Below are 16,629 nucleotides of genomic sequence, written 5' to 3'. Positions count from 1 at the left end.
TTATGGCAAGCATGGGAATTTTCTTTGCACTGGCGGGGGCTGCGTGCGCTGCTCTTATGGCAGGAATCGGCTCCGCAATCGGCGTCGGCAAGGCGGGACAGGCTGCGGCGGGCGTCGTCACGGAGGACCCTGCCAAGTTCAGCAAGGTTCTGATTCTGCAGCTTCTTCCCGGTACACAGGGCATTTACGGGCTTCTGATCGCGTTCATTACGCTGACGCAGATCGGCATTATGGGCGGGGATGCGAATCTTTCCGCGGTAAAGGGACTTCTTTACTTTGCAGCCTGCATGCCAATGGCGTTTGTCGGTCTGATCTCCGCGATCCAGCAGGCCAACGCGGCGGTCTCCGCGATTGCGCTGGTCAGCAAAAAGCCCGATCAGTTCGGTAAGTCCATGATTTTCCCGGCGATGGTTGAGACTTATGCGATTCTGGCGCTGCTGGTGTCCATCCTTTCGATTTTCGGAATTGCCGGCCTTGCTGTCTGATGAGTGTTTATGCCGGGGCTCTGTGCAGGGCCGCGGCATGGAGAAAACCATGAGCGGAATAGATAAAATTATTGAAGATATCCGGGGAGAGGCCGGGCAGCAGGCGAAAGAGATTCTGTCTGTCGCAGGGGCCAAGGCGGATGCGATCCGCGCCGCCGGAGAAAAGGATGCGGCAGAGGCGGCGGAAAAGATCCGCGCCGACTATGCGCATCGGATTACGGAGGCCGCAGCCCGGGCGAAATCTGCCGGCGAGCTGCACCGCAGACAGAGCATTCTTGCGAAGAAGCAGGAGCTGATCGCAGAGACGATGGAGACGATCCTTGCGCAGGCGCATTCTCTTCCCGAGGATGTATATTTTGCGGCGCTTTCGGGACTGGCGGTCCGCGAGGCGGAGAACGGCTCCGGGATCATTCGTTTCAGCGGGCACGATCTCAAGAGACTTCCGGCGGATTTTATGACTAAGCTGAACGCAGCTCTCCCGGAGGGAAAGACGCTGGCTGTTTCCGATGTGCCGGCGGATATCGCGGACGGATTTGTTCTGGAATACGACGGTGTTGAGCAGAACTGTACCTTTGAGGCGGTTCTCTCCGCAAAGAGAGAGGAGCTGCAGGACAGGATCCGGCAGATTCTCTTTCCCTGATAGGAACCAAAAGCATGGCAAAAGACAGTTATATTTATGCGGTCGCCCGCATTCGTTCTCATGAACTGCAGCTTCTGAACGCGGCCTTTATGGAGCAGCTTCTCGCGGCTCCGGACGAGGCGGGGTGTCTCCGTCTGCTTTCAGAGCACGGCTGGGGGACCCCGGACATGTCCGCCGAGCAGATGCTCGACGGAGAAACGGAAAAGACATGGGAGCTGATCCGGGAACTGGTCGGTGATCTCTCGGTATTTCATGTCTTTCTCTATGAGAATGACTATCACAATCTGAAAGCTGCGATCAAGGAGGCCTGCACAGGGGGGAGGCATCCCGGTATTTATGTGGAAAACTCTGTCTTCCCGGCCTGTATGCTGGAGGAGGCGGTGGAGTCCCGCAGCTTTGGGGATCTCCCGGAGCACATGCGCGAGCCGGCAGAGCGGGCGATGGATACGCTTCTGTCAACCCGCGACGGGCAGCTCTGCGACTGCATTATCGACCGGGCGGCCCTGTGCGCAATCCGTAAGGCCGGCGCAGAGACAGGCAGCGAGCTGCTTGCCCTGTACGGTGAGCTGACGGCGGCGATCGGAGACATCAAGACAGCGGTCCGTGCACTCCGCACCGGCAAGAGCCTTGAATTTCTGCGGACATCGCTCGCTCCCTGCGCGACGCTGGATGAGGCGCGTCTTAGCGAGGCGGCGGAGAGCATGGAGGCGCTGGTCGCGTATCTCGATACGACCATCTATGCGGATGCGGTTCCCGAGCTCGAGAAATCGCCGGCGGCCTTTGAGTGCTGGTGCGACAATTATCTGATCCGCAGGATCCGCCCGCAGCTTTCCAATTCTTTCGGCATCGATCCGCTGGCCGCCTATATTCTGGCGCGCCGGATGGAGATCCGGTCCGTGCGGATCATTCTGACCGGCAAGCGCAATGACATGGCGGAAAGTCTGATCCGGGGAAGAGTGAGGGAAACCTATGTCTAAAATTGCGGTAATGGGAGACTGGGACAGCATATACGGCTTCGGCGCGCTGGGACTCGACACGTTCCGTTTTGATGAGAGCAATATCGAGGAGGCCGGGCGGCTCTTGCGCAGACTGTCCGAGCAGGATTATGCGGTGATCTATATTACCGAGGCGCTGGCAGCCAGAGTTCCGAATGAGATCGAGCATTACAGAACGCTTCCCTCTCCGGCGATCATTCTGATCCCCGGCATTTCAGGGAATACGGGGCAGGGTCTCGCGGCGGTGAAGAAATCGGTCGAACAGGCCGTTGGCTCAGATATCATCTTTGGAGGGAAATAAGCGAATGAGTACAGGTACGATCAAGAAAGTAGCCGGGCCTCTCGTTGTTGCGGAGGGGATGCGCGACGCCAATATGTCCGATGTGGTCCATGTCGGCGACAGGCAGCTTATCGGCGAGATCATCGAAATTCATGGCGGAGAGGCTTCGATTCAGGTTTATGAGGAGACAGCGGGTCTTGCGCCGGGAGCGCCGGTCGTCAGCACCGGAATGCCGATGAGCGTCGAGCTGGGCCCCGGTCTTATCGGGAGCATTTACGACGGCATTCAGCGTCCTCTGGATGATATCATGCAGGCGACGGGCAGCAATCTTCTGCAGCGCGGCGTGCAGGTTCCCTCGCTGAAAAGAAATTCCGTATGGCACTTCGTGCCTGCAGTGGAGGCCGGCGCTTCGGTGTCCGGCGGCGATGTGCTGGGAACGGTGCAGGAGACGAAGATCGTATCGCATAAAATTCTTGTCCCGCCGCAGATATCCGGTGTGGTCCGCGAGATTGCCGAGGGCGATTATAAGGTCACGGACATTGTGGCAAAGCTCGAGACGGCGAACGGCAGCGTGGAGGAGCTGACGCTCATGCAGAAATGGCCGGTCCGAAAGGGCCGTCCCTACAAGGAGAAGCTCTCCCCGAGGATGCCCCTTGTCACCGGACAGCGCGTCATTGATACGCTCTTCCCGATTGCAAAGGGCGGTGTCGCTGCGGTTCCGGGGCCGTTCGGCTCAGGCAAGACCGTCGTGCAGCATCAGCTTGCCAAGTGGGCCGATGCCGATATCGTCGTCTATATCGGCTGCGGCGAACGCGGCAATGAGATGACGGACGTTCTGAACGAATTTCCGGAGCTGAAAGACCCCAAGACCGGCGAGTCGCTCATGGAGCGGACGGTTCTTATCGCCAACACCTCGGATATGCCGGTGGCAGCCCGCGAGGCTTCCATTTATACAGGAATCACGATTGCGGAATACTTCCGCGACATGGGTTATTCGGTCGCTCTGATGGCGGATTCGACCTCGCGCTGGGCGGAGGCGCTCCGCGAGATGTCGGGACGTCTGGAGGAGATGCCCGGAGAAGAGGGCTACCCTGCCTACCTCGGATCCCGTCTGGCGCAGTTTTATGAGCGCGCCGGCCGCGTCTGCACGCTGGGCTCCGGCGAGGCCGAGGGGGCGCTTTCCGTTATCGGCGCAGTTTCCCCCGCGGGCGGCGACCTGTCCGAGCCGGTCACGCAGGCGACGCTCCGCATCGTCAAGGTATTCTGGAGCCTCGACGCGCAGCTTGCCTACGAGAGACATTTCCCGGCGATCAACTGGCTCAGCTCGTATTCTCTTTATCTTGAGTCCATCGGAGACTGGTTTGATGCCAACGTGGAAAAGGACTGGATGAAGAAGAGAACGCAGCTCATGGTCATTCTCAGCGAGGAATCCGAGCTGAAAGAGATGGTGCAGCTCGTCGGTGAGGACGCGCTCAGCGCGCCCGACCGCCTGAAAATGGAAACGGCCCGTTCCATCCGTGAAGATTACCTCCATCAAAACGCGTTCCATGAGATCGACACGTTTACCTCTCTTCCGAAGCAGTACCGCATGATGGATCTGATTCTTGATTTCCACGACGCCTGCGGCAAGGCGCTCGAGAAAGGTGCGGAGGTGACGAAGCTGGTGGCGCTTCCCGTGCGTGAGCAGATCGGCCGCTACAAATATGTGGAAGAGACGAAGCTGGAGGAAGAGTACGGCAGAATCAAGGCGGAGATCAATGCAGAGGTAGATACTGTTATTTCCGAGAAGGAGGAGTTCTGATGCCGAAGGAATACAGGACAATACAGGAGATCGCCGGGCCGCTGATGCTTGTGCGGGGCGTCGAGAACGTCGCCTATGATGAGCTGGGCGAGATCGATCTGGCGAGCGGAGAGAAGCGCCGCTGCAAGGTGCTTGAGATCGACGGCGGCAATGCGCTGGTGCAGTTGTATGAGAATGCGGCCGGGCTGAACCTCGGGAGCAGCAAAGTGCGCTTCCTTGGCAAGAGCATGGAACTTGGCGTCTCCGAGGATATGCTGTCCCGCGTCTTTGACGGACTGGGACATCCCATCGACGGCGGTCCGGAGATTCTTCCGGATGAACGCCGCGATATCAACGGTCTTCCGATGAACCCGGCGGCGAGAGCGTACCCGCAGGAGTTCATCCAGACAGGAATTTCCGCGATCGACGGTCTGAATACGTTGGTGCGCGGCCAGAAGCTGCCGATTTTCTCGGCTTCCGGTCTCCCGCATTCCCAGCTTGCGGCGCAGATCGCCCGGCAGGCGAAAGTGCGCGGAACCGATGAGCCGTTTGCGGTCGTTTTTGCGGCGATGGGCATCACCTTTGAGGAGTCGAATTACTTTATTGAGAGCTTCCGGGAGACCGGGGCCATTGATCGGGCCGTCCTGTTTATGAATCTGGCGAACGACCCGGCGGTCGAGCGTATTGCGACACCCCGCATGGCGCTGACGGCGGCGGAGTATCTTGCCTTTGAAAAGGGCATGCACGTTCTGGTCATCATGACGGATATCACGAACTACGCGGATGCGCTGCGTGAGGTCTCCGCCGCCCGCAAGGAGGTTCCGGGACGCCGCGGATATCCGGGCTACATGTACACCGACCTGGCGAATCTCTATGAGCGCGCCGGCCGGCAGAAAGGGAGAGCGGGCTCCATCACGATGATTCCGATCCTGACTATGCCGGAGGACGACAAGACGCACCCGATTCCGGACCTTACGGGCTATATCACGGAGGGTCAGATCATTCTGTCCCGTGATCTGTACCGTAAAGGTATCCAGCCGCCGATTGACGTGCTGCCGTCTTTGTCCCGTCTGAAAGATAAGGGGATCGGCAAGGGCAAGACCCGCGCCGATCATGCGGATGTCCTGAATCAGCTCTTTGCGGCATATGCGCGCGGCAAGGAGAACAAGGAGCTGATGGTCATTCTCGGCGAAGCGGCGCTGACGGATGTCGATAAGCTGTATGCAAAATTTGCGGATGAATTCGAGGCGCAGTACGTATCACAGGGCTATCGCACCGACCGCAGCATCGAGGAAACGCTCGAGATCGGCTGGAAGCTTCTGCGCATCCTGCCCCGCACAGAGCTCAAACGAATCAAGGACGAATATTTGGATCAATACTATGACGCAAACTAAGCAATGCGAAGACACGGTTTCCCGGATCAGCGCGGATTTATCCGCAGGCTGATCCGGGAAACCGGGGATTCATAGTGCGCAGCACGAACAGCGAGGGCAGCGGAGCGCCCGAGCTGAGGCATTGCGCAGTGGCGCGAGTGCGCAGCACGAACAGCGAAGGCAGCGGAGCGCCCGAGCTGAGGCATTGCAGTTGAGAGGTTTTTCATGGCGACGAAAACAGTGAATCCTACCCGGATGGAACTCACCCGGCTGAAAAAGAAGCTGACGACGGCGCGGCGCGGCCATAAGCTGCTGAAAGATAAGCGCGATGAGCTGATGCGGCAGTTTCTTGATCTCGTCAGACAGAACAAGGATCTGCGGGAAAAAGTGGAAAAAGGGATCGGCGAGTCCAACAAGAGCTTTGCGCTTGCAGCCTCCGGAATGTCTCAGGAGGCGGTTCGCGTTGCGTTTATGACGCCGAGGCAGGAGATTCAGATGACCACGGCGACCAAAAATATCATGAGCGTGGATGTCCCGATCTATTCCTACACGACGCGGACCTCGGACCCGAATGATATTTATTCCTATGGCTTCGCGTTTACCTCGAGCGATCTGGATATGGCGGTCGCGGGGCTTGCGGAGCTTCTGCCCGATATGATGCGGCTTGCGGAGAGCGAGAAGACCTGTCAGCTTCTCGCCGCCGAGATCGAAAAGACCCGCCGCCGCGTCAATGCGCTGGAGCACGTCATGATTCCGCAGATGGAGCAGAACATCAAGTTCATTACGATGAAGCTGGATGAGGCCGAGAGAAGTTCACAGACGCGCCTGATGAAGGTCAAGGATATGATGCTTGAGGACGCGCATCATTACGAAGAGAAAGAGGAGGCGCGCTTCGGGGAACAGGTATCATAATCTCTTTCTCTGTGATATAAGTATGCGGAATTCAGTAATCAGACTAATTTACGCGGCCGTGCTGTTTGCGGCGACGGTATTTCTGCTGGAGCTTCTGATGCATCAGGGGAGCGCGGCGATCACGGCGGAGATGGACGCCGCCTCGCTTCCTTTGATCAGAATGGAGACGGTGGGCCGGACAGTCAATGAGCTGCACGGCTTCACCGCAGAGCGGGATATCAGCCATTACCGCACGGTCCTGACGCCAATGGGAGAGGACAGGGCGATCACTTTCACCGTAGAACTCTACGGAGAAGAAGTGACCGGTCTGTCTTTTGAGCTGCGCTCCGTGGACGGGGGCAGACTGATCGAGGACGGCGCGGTGATGCGGGAGGAGAGGCTGGCGGACGGCCGGATTGAAGCCGGCTTCACCGTCAAGGATCTGATTGCGGCCGACACGGAATATATGCTCGTCATACTGCTGGACCGGGCTGACGGGAGCGCGGTGCGGTATTATACGCGTGTGATGGAGTGCGATGAGACGGCAATCTCCGCGGAGCTTGCATTTGCGCAGCAGTTTCACGACGGCGCCCTGTCCGGCCAGGAGGGCGGCACGGTCAGTCAGGTGATCGAGACCAGCACGGAGGGCGATAATTCGAGCTTCGCGGATGTCACGATTCACAGCAATTTTTATCAGGTGACCTACGGCGATCTGCAGCCGGTAGAGCTTATGCGGCCGGTCGTCGCGATACAGGATCTTCACGAGGAAAGCTGCGTGCTCCGTATGGATTATATCCTGTCCATTGACATGGACGGGAACAATGCGAAATTTGACTGCACGGAGTATTATCGTCTGAAACGGGGAACCGACCGTGTCTATCTGATGGATTACCGGCGGACGATGGAGGAGGTCTTTGATCCCTCGCTCGAGGAAAATTATGTGTCCGATATGATTTCGCTCGGCATTACCGAAAAGGAGATGCAGTTTGTCGAGAGTGACGGAGGCTCGGCGCTCGCCTTTGTTAATGCGGGACGGCTCTACGGCGTTACGCCCTCGTCGGCCGAGGTGGCGCAGGTATTTGCGTTCGGGGCGGCGGACAGTCTGGACGAGCGCGACAACTACCGCAGCTTCGGCATCCGCATCCTCGATGTGGACGAGACCGGCAGCATCGACTTTCTGGTCTATGGCTATATGAACCGCGGGGAGCATGAGGGCGAGCTGGGGACTACTTTTTACACCTATAACGGAGAGTATCATACGGTGGAGGAGCTGGCGTTTCTTCCGTACAGCGGCTCCTATGATCTTCTGCGCTTGCAGGTAGAGAAGCTTTCCTACTATAACAATAAGAAGAGCACGCTGTTTCTTCTGATCGACGAGACGATCTATGAGGTCAACGTAGCGGAGCATACGGTGAAAACGGCGGCCGACAGTCTCTCCGGCGGTGGGCTGCAGGCATCCGCCTCTGGTCAGATCGTGGCATGGAAATCGCAGGACCGGGGCCGCGGCGACTCGGAGGATATCATTTCCGTCATGGACTTTTCCACCTCGGGGCAGCAGGTAATCCGCGCGCCGGCGGGGGAGCGCGTCGTTCCGCTCGGCTTTATTCACGAGGATCTGATATACGGAGTGGCCAGAGAGGCGGACATTACGACCAATGCGGCAGGGGACGAGGTTCTTTCCATGTATGCGGTATATATCGTGGATTCCGGCATGGAGGAGCTTGAGCACTATGAGGCCGGGGAATATTACGTGAGCTCCTGCGAGGTGAACGGCGACCGCATCACGCTGCACCGGGTGCGGCGGAGCGATGAGGACGGGCAGCTCGTCACGGCGGAGGATGATCAGATTCTGACGTCGGACAGCCGGAGGCAGGGGGCGAATCATCTTTCGGAAATTGTGGTGGAGCGCTATGAGACGATGCAGAAAATTTCCATGCGCGGCTTCAGAGCCTCATCAGTGAAGTTTCTGGAGCCCAAGTTCGTGATTCATGAGGGGAGCCGCGCACTGGCGCTGCCGGAGCTCTCGGGGACCCGGCCGGAGCGCTGCTTTGTCTACGATATGTACGGGCTGGCCGGCTTTTACCTGACGCCATCGGAGGCAGTGCAGAAAGCCGAGGAGCTGTCGGGCTGCGTTTTGGATGACACAGGCCGTTATATATGGGTATCCGGGAACCGCAGAGCCTCGAATCAGATCATGGCGATCACGGAGGAAGCGCCGGAGGGCGGCGCGGAGGACAGTCTGGCCGCCTGCCTCGATATGATTTTCCGTTATGAGAATACGGCGGTTTCCGCAGAGCAGGAGCTTGCCGGGAGCAATAATCTGCTTCGCATCCTCGAGGAGGCTATCCCGGGGACGGACAGCTACAATCTGGCAGGCTGCAGTCTCGATTCCGTTCTGTATTACGTCAGCGAGGAGAAGCCGGTGCTCGCGCTCAGCGACGGCGGGAACCGTGCGGCCCTCATTGCAGGCTACAACAGCAGTATTGTCGTGGTGGTCGATCCGGCGGCCGGCTCGGTGGAGCGCATGCCACGGGAGGCCGCGGAGGAAAAATTCACAAAGGGCGGCGGTTATGTCTGCTATCGGATGCGGGCGGAATGAGGCGGGCACGTCATTACCGCCGGTCAGAGGGAGATAAACTGCCGGGCGATGCTCTGTGCCTCCGGTTCGCGGAGCCCTGCCGTTTCTGCAAATTCATACCAGAGGGAGAGGCTGCGGCGGACGGCGTCGATGATCCGCCCGGCCTCTGTTTTTTTTATGCCCATGTTTTTTCCTGCGGCCAGCAGATCCGGCAGAGCGATCTGCTCTCTCTTTCCGTTCACGCACATCTGATGCGTGCCGGTCCATCGGCCGCCCGGATTGCAGGCATAGGTCACGTCATACGCGGGGGCGAGGCTCCATCGGCCGCGGCGGTCCATCAGGAACGAGATGTTTTTTACATGATCGTCCTGATTCCGCGCGAGAACATTGAAGACCATTCGCCGGTAAAACTGGCTGATCTCCGTGCCGGATATCCGGAGCTGACGCATGACGCGGGCCGCCTGTTCGTAGCTGTATGCGCCGGGCTGATTGAAATCGAAATGCGCGATGCCGCCCAGCGACTGCATGTGGAGCTTTCTGCCGGTCCGGGGATCGCGGTCAAAGCGGCGCGTCATGAAATGGCTTCTGTTCTTTTCCTGATACAGGCGGCATTCGCTCATCTGTATTCCGGCGGCTTGTGCCATCAGGAAGTAAGCGTATTCGATTCGGGTATAGCAGGGCGGATCCTCGCCCTCCTTATCGCCGTTTCCGCTTACGCCGTCGAATTTGATGAGCCAGTACCCGTAGCCGCTGCCGGCCTCGATTTGACCGGAGCGGATATCGCCGGTCCCCTCATTCCACGCGATGACCGCCTTGGCTCTGGCCCCTCCGGCGGAGGAACCGACGCGGATGATCTCCTGCATGGCGTTTTCTCCGGCGGTGACATGAAGCTCTTCGCGGGCATGCAGAATATCCGCGGCCAGAGTGACCAGACGCTCGATTTCTATGCTCTCCGGTCCGGCGGCAGCGGGCCCGCGGGCCGGCACGTATTCCAGAGCGCCCATTCCGCGGCTTCCGGTGCAGTAAAGGCGCTCCACCGCGTTGAAGCTCGCGGGATCCCGTCCCTGCGAGCGGAGCCACGCGTCGATAACGGCGTTGCCGAATTTATCCGGAAGACTGTTGGCAAGGAGCCCGGGCAGCCCGTGAAAGCTTGGGCCGGCCAGCTCGGGGAAGATGTAGACGCGGCGGGAGAGGGGCATGGTGATGGGAGAGACCTCTATGCCGGAGGAGAGAAAGGCCGGGTCGTATTCAAAGGAGCCGAGCCTCGTACTGTCGTCAAAGGCGACCGTTCCGATCCGGGTGCCCCAAAGCATGACTTCTGCGGCGGTCATGGCAGATCATCCCCCCATTTCCATGCGGACGGTGTTTCCGCCTCCGCGCTTTTTCTGCGGCTGGCCCGTTCCCTCGGCTTTCCCAGAGCGGCGAGCTGACTCGGCCGCGGTCCCTGCTCGGGAATCATGAGCTCGAGGCTCTGCAGCTTTCCCAGAGCCCGGAGCACGTCGATGACGGTGGAGAACGATACGTCCTTTCCCGTTTCGAGATTGCTGATGGTCCGCTGCGAAAGGTTTGTGAGCTCCGCCATTTCTTTCTGCGTGGCGGGCAGACTGATCCGCGCGGCCCGGATCCGGCTTCCGAGCTCGGAGAGAACCTCCTCCGTCGATGAGTAAAAACTGATTTTCAAGGCAGCCTCCTCCTAATATAAAAGATGTAGTGGTCATACCCCCAACAGCCAGTTGGGATATGATCCGCTCGTTGCTTAAGCTGTTAGAATGTAGTGGCATTGGTTCGGACGGATTCCTCCTTGGACCCCGCGTCCGTTGGAAAGCCTGTCTGCCAGCCACTCATTCGCAGCTGTTCGGTTTACGTAGGTTGAACCGCGTCTTGTGCGTTCAAATCAGAGGGGAAGCCGTATCAGGTCTATATGACGGCTGGAGCGAATAAATTTCTCAGAATCTACTACGGCAGGGTAAAGGAGTGTTTGGCTTCTCCATCTACCACTGAATAGCAAATGTGTTTCTTCTTTTTCTCAGACCGGCATTACTGGCGGTCTTTTTGTGGCGCCTCCATTTCTGCCTGCTTTTTTCAAATCTATGCTTGACTTTTTATTAGTAGGCTTTCCATAGTGGAAGCCAAAATTGCCCTTATCCCCCATCGCAGCTTGCTGCGGGGTATTTGACTGTGTATTTTATATTGTGCAATGAATATTATGTGACGAAAGAAAATAAAATGCAATATTTTTCTTACTAACACAGAAAAATCAAAACAAAATGCAAAATTTTGCATCATAAAAGCCGCCCGAACCATTGATGTGTGTCCGCATGGCCGGATATCCGGTCAGGAGGGCATCTGCCAATTTCGGGCGGCTTTTGAAACCGGCCGCCTATCCCGGCGCGCCGGATCCTATATCGGATTTTTGTGCCGGTCGTGATATCAGTCTTTCCATTCGCCGGTTTTCTGCGAGATGCGGTAGCGGGAAACGGCATTCTGGATCCGGTCGCTGGGGTTCAGCAGGTCGCTGATGGAACTGTCATGGTTCAGGGTGTCGATGATATAGGCGACATACTTGCTCATGCTGCAGCTCGCGTACCAAGGGCGTTCCAGCAGGTCCGGCGTCTGATAAATGAGGTTTGTCGTCAGCACGCGGCTGATTACGCCTTCCTCATAGGCCCTGTCAAATTCGGAAAGCCCGGAGGTGAACAGACCGAACGTAGCGAAGACGAAGACGCGCCCCGCCTTTCTTTCCTTGAGACCGCGGGCCACCTCGATGACGCTCTCGCCGGATGAGATCATGTCGTCGACCACGATCATGTCCTTGCCCTCCACGTTGGAGCCGAGGAATTCGTGCGCAATGATCGGGTTGCGCCCGTCCACGATGCGGGTGTAATCGCGTCTCTTGTAAAACATTCCCATATCGAGGCCCAGAACGTTGGCGATGTAGACGGCGCGCTTCATGCCGCCCTCGTCCGGGCTGATGACCATCATGTGGTCGGCGTCGATCGTGAGGTCGCGCTCGTTCCGGAGCAGCCCCTTGATGAACTGGTAGGAGGCCTGCACCGTCTCGAAGCCGCTCAGCGGGATGGCGTTCTGCACGCGGGGGTCATGGGCGTCAAAGGTAATGATGTTGTCCACGCCCATGCGGACAAGCTCCTGCAGCGCGATGGCGCAGTCGAGCGATTCCCGCGCGGAGCGCTTGTGCTGGCGGCTCTCGTAGAGGAACGGCATGATGACGGTGATGCGTCTTGCCTTGCCGCCGACCGCCGCGATGATGCGCTTGAGGTTCTGATAATGGTCGTCGGGAGACATGTGATTTTCCTCGCCGAACAGAGAGTAGGTCATGCTGTAATTGCAGACGTCCACCATGATGTAGAGATCCATGCCGCGGACCGATTCCTTGAGGATGCCCTTGGCCTCACCGGTTCCGAAGCGCGGAACTTCGCCTTTTACGATGTAGGTCGGACGCTGATAGCCTGCGAAAGCGAGACTGTTTTTGTGCTCGCTCTCACGCTCGGCGCGCCATTTGGTGAGGTAGTAGTCCACCTCCTCACCCATGGACTTGCAGCCCGCGAGAGGAATCAGTCCGAGGGAGCCCGCCGGAATGCTTTCCAGATTGCGCTTTTCTTCTCTTCTGCTGGTTTCCATATCAATACTGTCCCTTTCTGAGTTCGGAAAATTTCTGAGGCCGGAAAGCTGCTTCCGGCACTATACCGGGGAAAGTCCCCGCTTTTCCAGAATTTTTTTCTGCAGCCGGATGTCCGTCCCGGAAAATTCGTAGGACTCGTAGCGGCTGGCGATCCGCGAGAATACCCGGTCGGTGTAGCGGTCCCGGAGCTCGCGGTGAGAGAGATTGGTGGAGATCACCGTTGCCTTTTCCCGCAGGAGCCGTTCGTTGATCAGAGAGAAGAACTGGGTGGAAATGAAAGCGTTCGTCATCTCGGTGCCCAAATCATCGATGATCAGAAGATCGCAACCGTATAGATCGGACAGAAAGTCCGTGAACTGCTCGCGGTTCCGGTAGTCAAAGGACAGAGCGGAAATATGGTCAAAAAGCCCCACAGCCGAAAAGTATATCACAGAATGACGGGTTTCGAGCAGCTTTTGTGCAATACACACGGAAAGAAATGATTTTCCTGTTCCCACGGTGCCGTGAAAGAGAAGATTGCGGTGAACCCGGCCAAATTCCTCCGTAAAGGCCCGGGCGGCGGCCGCCGCCTTTCGGAAGCGGATCAGATCCTCGCCGGAGTACCAGCTCTCCCGGAGCGTATCGAAATTCTGCGCGGCGGCCAGCTCGCTCAGATGGGATTGATCATACAGAATGGAAATTTCCTGACGTCGGAAGCAGTGACATTTTCTGTCGCCCAGATACCCGGTATCGCGGCAGTCGGGACAGTCGTAAATCGGATCGAGATAATCGGCGGCGTACCCGTTTGAAACGAGGAGACGCCGTTTTGCGGCGGCGATATCCGCCATGCGCGCGGCAAAATCAGAAGCGGGCGCCGCGGAGGGAGCGGAGCGGAGCGGCTGTGGTGCCTCTTCCGCTGCAGAGGCTGCGGAAAGGATACGGCGCAGCGCCTGCATCCCCATGACGGGGACGCTTTCCTCCAGAGAACGGTATTCGGGAATGCGGGCGTAAATTTCCGCCCGCCGTCTGTCGAGTTCGTGACGGTTGCGGTCCTGCCTGCGCGAATAGCCAAGCAGGATGCTGTCGTACTGATCCTTGCTCAGGGACATGGTGATCCTTTGTGTGATGTGATGCTGCGGTTTCAGTTGTCGAGAATATTGCTCAGCTCGTTGAAATCATACTGGTTCTGCCGGAACTGCGCAAAAGAGGTTTTTCCGGAGCGGCGATTCTTCCCGGCCGATTCCTCGAGGGCCTGTCCGGGCGTGGTGATCCCCTTTTCCGCCCAGTTCACGGCGACCTTTTCGACGTAGCGGAAATCCTTTTTGCCCCGGTCAACACAGTACTGGAAGAGAAAATCGATCAGATCATTTGAAAAATGAAGCTCTTCCGCGATATAGGCGACGGTGCGGATCTCATTTACCGCGAGCGGCTTGCCGACATACTGTTCAATGACGAACAGGAGCTCCCGGCGCTTCTGATCCGCGCGGAACGCCTCAAGCGCTGCGGCGGAGCGGGTGCGTGCGGTCCGTGCAGGGACGGCAGCGGAGGCATCCGGGAGCGGGAGCCCCGTGTCTCCGGCAATGTCCCTCGAGGCAGAGGAGGCGCTTTCCGGGGTCGACGGCGCGGCCGGACTCACGCTTCTGTCCGCAGGCCCGCGGGCGCTGCGTTCTCCCCCGAGAACGCCGGCGAGAACTGGCGCCATGGAGATGACGCAGCGGCCGGGCATCCCCGTCCGGGCAGCTCCGTCCTCCGTGCTTTCGCCGGGCGTGTTCATGCAGATGCCGGTCAGATTGCGCGCGGAATCGAACGCGAGCGAGAGAAGCCCCTTGGATTCCCAGTAGCGCAGAGCGCGCAGAATATCTTTTTCCGTATGGTTGAAGCGATCCGCCATATCGGAGATGCTTGTCGCTTTGCCGGATGCCATGCAGCGCAGCAAATAGAGATACACCTTGAGCTGTGCATCGTTGGCATCCGTCATATATTCGTCGATGAACAGATTCGACACCAGCGTGGAATCCATCCTGTTTTTGCTGTAAATCGTGAGCAACTCCCCTTTTCCCCCCGGCCGTTCTGCTTCTGTTTTTTCTTTTGAACAGAAGCAAGTATAGCATGGGGAGATTCTTTCTGAAATTGTCAAATGTGCCGGAAAAAGCGGGCTTCCCGCAGGGACGTCCGGAGTCGCTGTCCGGGCGTGGAAACTGTGGATATGGTGGAAAACCTGCGCGAAGCGCCGCAGACAGAGAGCGGGTTGTCTACATCCTTATTCACAGACCGGTGCTGTGGATACGGTGGATAACATGGTGAAAACCGGCCGCTGAAGGAGCTTTTCCCCGATTTCATTGACGTTTCCCGCACCCATGGTTATCAACAAATCGCCGTTGTGACAATTTGCCCTAAGAAATTTTTCGATGGCGTCAAAATCCCCGACATAATGGCAGCGGCGGCCGAGCGCGGCGATCTCGTCCCGGAGGACCTGCGCGCTGACCCCCAATGTGTCGGTCTCGCGGGCGGCATAGATGTCGGCGATCACAAGTTCGTCGGCGAGGGTGAGGGCCTCCGCAAATTCATGCAGCAGGGCCTTTGTCCGCGTGTAGGTGTGGGGCTGGAACACACACCAGAGCTTCCGGTGGGGATATGCCTGCGCGGCGTGCAGGGTGGCGCGGATCTCGGTGGGATGGTGCGCGTAGTCGTCGATGACGGTGACGCCGTCGAAGCTTCCCTTGTGCTCAAAGCGCCGCTCGGTTCCCTCAAAGGCGGCGAGAGCGGCGAGGGAGGCGGAGCGGGGAGCGCCGCACAGATCGGCGGCGGCGAGAGCGGCCATGGAGTTATGGACATTGTGCTCTCCGGGCACCCGCAGGCGGACGCGCGAAACGAAAGTCTCTCCGGTGCGGGGATCGCGGCTTTGCAGCGTATAGGAAAAAAGTCCGGACCCGTCCGGGGCGATGTCCACGGCGCGGTAATCGCAGTCCTCCGAATCACCGCAGGTGATAACGCGGCAGGTGAGCCTGTCCGTGAGCTCTTCGAGACGTTCGATGCCGCGGTTTACAATCAGACAGCCGTCCGTGGGGAGGAGCTCCGCAAAGCGGCGGAACGAGCGGCGGATGTCGTCCAGATCATGGAAAAAGTCGAGATGATCGGCGTCGATGTTGAGAATGATGCCGATTTTCGGAAAGAGGGACAGGAAGCTGTTGGTGTATTCGCAGGCCTCCGCGACGAACAGCTCCGAGCGGCCGACGCGCACATTTCCTCCGACGCTGCGGAGCATCCCTCCGATGGAGAGCGTGGGGTCGGCATCCGCGACGACAAGGATCTCTGAGAGCATGGAGGTCGTCGTGGTCTTGCCGTGCGTCCCCGCGACCGCGACCGGGCAGTCATAATTTCTCATGAGCTCGCCGAGGAGCTCCGCGCGGGTGAGGGAGGGGATGTTCATGCGGCGGACGGCCGCAAATTCGGGATTGTCCGGATGAATGGCCGCGGTGAACACGGCGAGATCGATATCCGGCGTGATGTTCTCCTCCCTCTGTCCGTAAAATATCCTCATGCCGAGGCCCTCGAGCCGGCGGGTGAGGGGCGATGCCTGACGGTCGGAGCCGGAGACGCGAAACCCGCGGGAGTGAAGAATCTCCGCAAGCCCGCTCATCGAGATGCCGCCGATGCCGACAAAATAAACGTGAACCGGTTTCTGAAAATCAATCTGATACATGGATGTCTGCCTTTCCTTGGAAAAGAAACGAGGGGCACGGCTGTGCGCTGTGCGCATTCCCGTCTATATTCTTTATTATAGTAAAAATCCGCTGAAAACCAACATGAAAAGGCGGAGCGGGAGAGCTCCGGGGCAAAATTGTGAATGTCTCAGCGCTGACGGCTGCCGGGACGGAATGTTTTGTGCAATTTTCACAGCAAAACGACTCAAAAAGAACGCCGGATGTTCCTTTTGCTCAAATCCTGTGGTATAATTTATTACACAGACCGGAGCGGAAGCCGGGGG

At 58.2% G+C, this 16,629-nt stretch carries 14 protein-coding genes; 8 read left to right on the top strand and 6 right to left on the bottom strand.

Translation table 11 applies throughout. The features are described 5' to 3' along the window. Positions 1-2 precede the first annotated feature (2 nt). From E0E20_RS01000 to E0E20_RS00965, 8 genes are all read left to right on the top strand, one after another. Complete coding sequence (locus E0E20_RS01000; RefSeq protein WP_130836209.1) at positions 3-485, top strand: V-type ATP synthase subunit K; 483 nt, start codon at positions 3-5, stop codon at positions 483-485. Between the two features lie 49 nt (positions 486-534). Further along, positions 535-1,125 carry a V-type ATP synthase subunit E gene (locus tag E0E20_RS00995; protein WP_165443920.1) on the top strand — a complete coding sequence of 197 codons (591 nt, stop codon included), beginning with the start codon at positions 535-537 and terminating at the stop codon, positions 1,123-1,125. A gap of 14 nt (positions 1,126-1,139) precedes the next feature. Continuing rightward, positions 1,140-2,102 carry a V-type ATPase subunit gene (locus tag E0E20_RS00990; protein ID WP_130836207.1) on the top strand — a complete coding sequence of 321 codons (963 nt, stop codon included), beginning with the start codon at positions 1,140-1,142 and terminating at the stop codon, positions 2,100-2,102. Further along, positions 2,095-2,421, top strand: coding sequence for a V-type ATP synthase subunit F (locus E0E20_RS00985; RefSeq protein ID WP_130836206.1), 327 nt, complete (start codon positions 2,095-2,097; stop codon positions 2,419-2,421). The genes E0E20_RS00990 and E0E20_RS00985 overlap by 8 nt, the downstream gene beginning before the upstream one ends. Positions 2,422-2,425: 4 nt before the next feature. Continuing rightward, positions 2,426-4,201 carry a V-type ATP synthase subunit A gene (locus tag E0E20_RS00980; protein WP_130836205.1) on the top strand — a complete coding sequence of 592 codons (1,776 nt, stop codon included), beginning with the start codon at positions 2,426-2,428 and terminating at the stop codon, positions 4,199-4,201. Next, positions 4,201-5,574 (top strand): V-type ATP synthase subunit B, encoded by a 1,374-nt coding sequence (locus E0E20_RS00975; RefSeq protein ID WP_130836204.1) that lies wholly within the window; start codon positions 4,201-4,203, stop codon positions 5,572-5,574. Before E0E20_RS00980 ends, E0E20_RS00975 begins: the two co-directional genes overlap by 1 nt. A 204-nt stretch (positions 5,575-5,778) precedes the next feature. Next, a complete protein-coding gene (locus E0E20_RS00970; RefSeq protein WP_130836203.1) occupies positions 5,779-6,465 on the top strand; it encodes a V-type ATP synthase subunit D in 687 nt (228 codons plus the stop codon). 22 nt (positions 6,466-6,487) lie between these two features. Next, positions 6,488-9,043: a hypothetical protein gene (locus E0E20_RS00965; RefSeq protein ID WP_130836202.1), complete on the top strand. Its 2,556-nt coding sequence runs from the start codon at positions 6,488-6,490 to the stop codon at positions 9,041-9,043. Positions 9,044-9,066: 23 nt separating this feature from the next. On the opposite strand, the gene E0E20_RS00960 is transcribed toward E0E20_RS00965, so the two are convergent. The 6 genes from E0E20_RS00960 to murC form a co-directional block, all read right to left on the bottom strand. Continuing rightward, a complete protein-coding gene (locus E0E20_RS00960; RefSeq protein ID WP_130836201.1) occupies positions 9,067-10,353 on the bottom strand; it encodes a type II toxin-antitoxin system HipA family toxin in 1,287 nt (428 codons plus the stop codon). Beyond that, positions 10,350-10,703, bottom strand: a complete 354-nt coding sequence (locus tag E0E20_RS00955; RefSeq protein ID WP_130836200.1) for a helix-turn-helix transcriptional regulator — start codon at positions 10,701-10,703, stop codon at positions 10,350-10,352. The genes E0E20_RS00960 and E0E20_RS00955 overlap by 4 nt, the downstream gene beginning before the upstream one ends. 749 nt (positions 10,704-11,452) lie before the next feature. Beyond that, positions 11,453-12,661 carry a ribose-phosphate pyrophosphokinase gene (locus E0E20_RS00950; protein WP_130836199.1) on the bottom strand — a complete coding sequence of 403 codons (1,209 nt, stop codon included), beginning with the start codon at positions 12,659-12,661 and terminating at the stop codon, positions 11,453-11,455. Between the two features lie 60 nt (positions 12,662-12,721). Continuing rightward, complete coding sequence (locus tag E0E20_RS00945; RefSeq protein ID WP_130836198.1) at positions 12,722-13,750, bottom strand: ATP-binding protein; 1,029 nt, start codon at positions 13,748-13,750, stop codon at positions 12,722-12,724. Between the two features lie 32 nt (positions 13,751-13,782). Beyond that, positions 13,783-14,688 (bottom strand): DnaD domain-containing protein, encoded by a 906-nt coding sequence (locus E0E20_RS00940; RefSeq protein WP_130836197.1) that lies wholly within the window; start codon positions 14,686-14,688, stop codon positions 13,783-13,785. A 213-nt stretch (positions 14,689-14,901) separates the two neighbouring features. After that, a complete protein-coding gene (gene murC / locus E0E20_RS00935) occupies positions 14,902-16,344 on the bottom strand; it encodes a UDP-N-acetylmuramate--L-alanine ligase (protein WP_130836196.1) in 1,443 nt (480 codons plus the stop codon). Positions 16,345-16,629 lie beyond the last annotated feature (285 nt).

Source organism: Lachnoclostridium sp. Marseille-P6806 (genome assembly GCF_900625025.1).
GTDB lineage: Bacteria > Bacillota > Clostridia > Lachnospirales > Lachnospiraceae > CAG-791.
This window is presented reverse-complemented; position numbering and strand designations above follow the sequence as displayed.

Coding starts and splice junctions, on each gene's coding strand:
- E0E20_RS01000 (WP_130836209.1), top strand. CDS start 3: ATGGCAAGCATGGGAATTTTCTTTGCACTGGCGGGGGCTGCGTGCGCT.
- E0E20_RS00995 (WP_165443920.1), top strand. CDS start 535: ATGAGCGGAATAGATAAAATTATTGAAGATATCCGGGGAGAGGCCGGG.
- E0E20_RS00990 (WP_130836207.1), top strand. CDS start 1,140: ATGGCAAAAGACAGTTATATTTATGCGGTCGCCCGCATTCGTTCTCAT.
- E0E20_RS00985 (WP_130836206.1), top strand. CDS start 2,095: ATGTCTAAAATTGCGGTAATGGGAGACTGGGACAGCATATACGGCTTC.
- E0E20_RS00980 (WP_130836205.1), top strand. CDS start 2,426: ATGAGTACAGGTACGATCAAGAAAGTAGCCGGGCCTCTCGTTGTTGCG.
- E0E20_RS00975 (WP_130836204.1), top strand. CDS start 4,201: ATGCCGAAGGAATACAGGACAATACAGGAGATCGCCGGGCCGCTGATG.
- E0E20_RS00970 (WP_130836203.1), top strand. CDS start 5,779: ATGGCGACGAAAACAGTGAATCCTACCCGGATGGAACTCACCCGGCTG.
- E0E20_RS00965 (WP_130836202.1), top strand. CDS start 6,488: ATGCGGAATTCAGTAATCAGACTAATTTACGCGGCCGTGCTGTTTGCG.
- E0E20_RS00960 (WP_130836201.1), bottom strand. CDS start 10,353: ATGACCGCCGCAGAAGTCATGCTTTGGGGCACCCGGATCGGAACGGTC.
- E0E20_RS00950 (WP_130836199.1), bottom strand. CDS start 12,661: ATGGAAACCAGCAGAAGAGAAGAAAAGCGCAATCTGGAAAGCATTCCG.
- E0E20_RS00945 (WP_130836198.1), bottom strand. CDS start 13,750: ATGTCCCTGAGCAAGGATCAGTACGACAGCATCCTGCTTGGCTATTCG.
- murC (WP_130836196.1), bottom strand. CDS start 16,344: ATGTATCAGATTGATTTTCAGAAACCGGTTCACGTTTATTTTGTCGGC.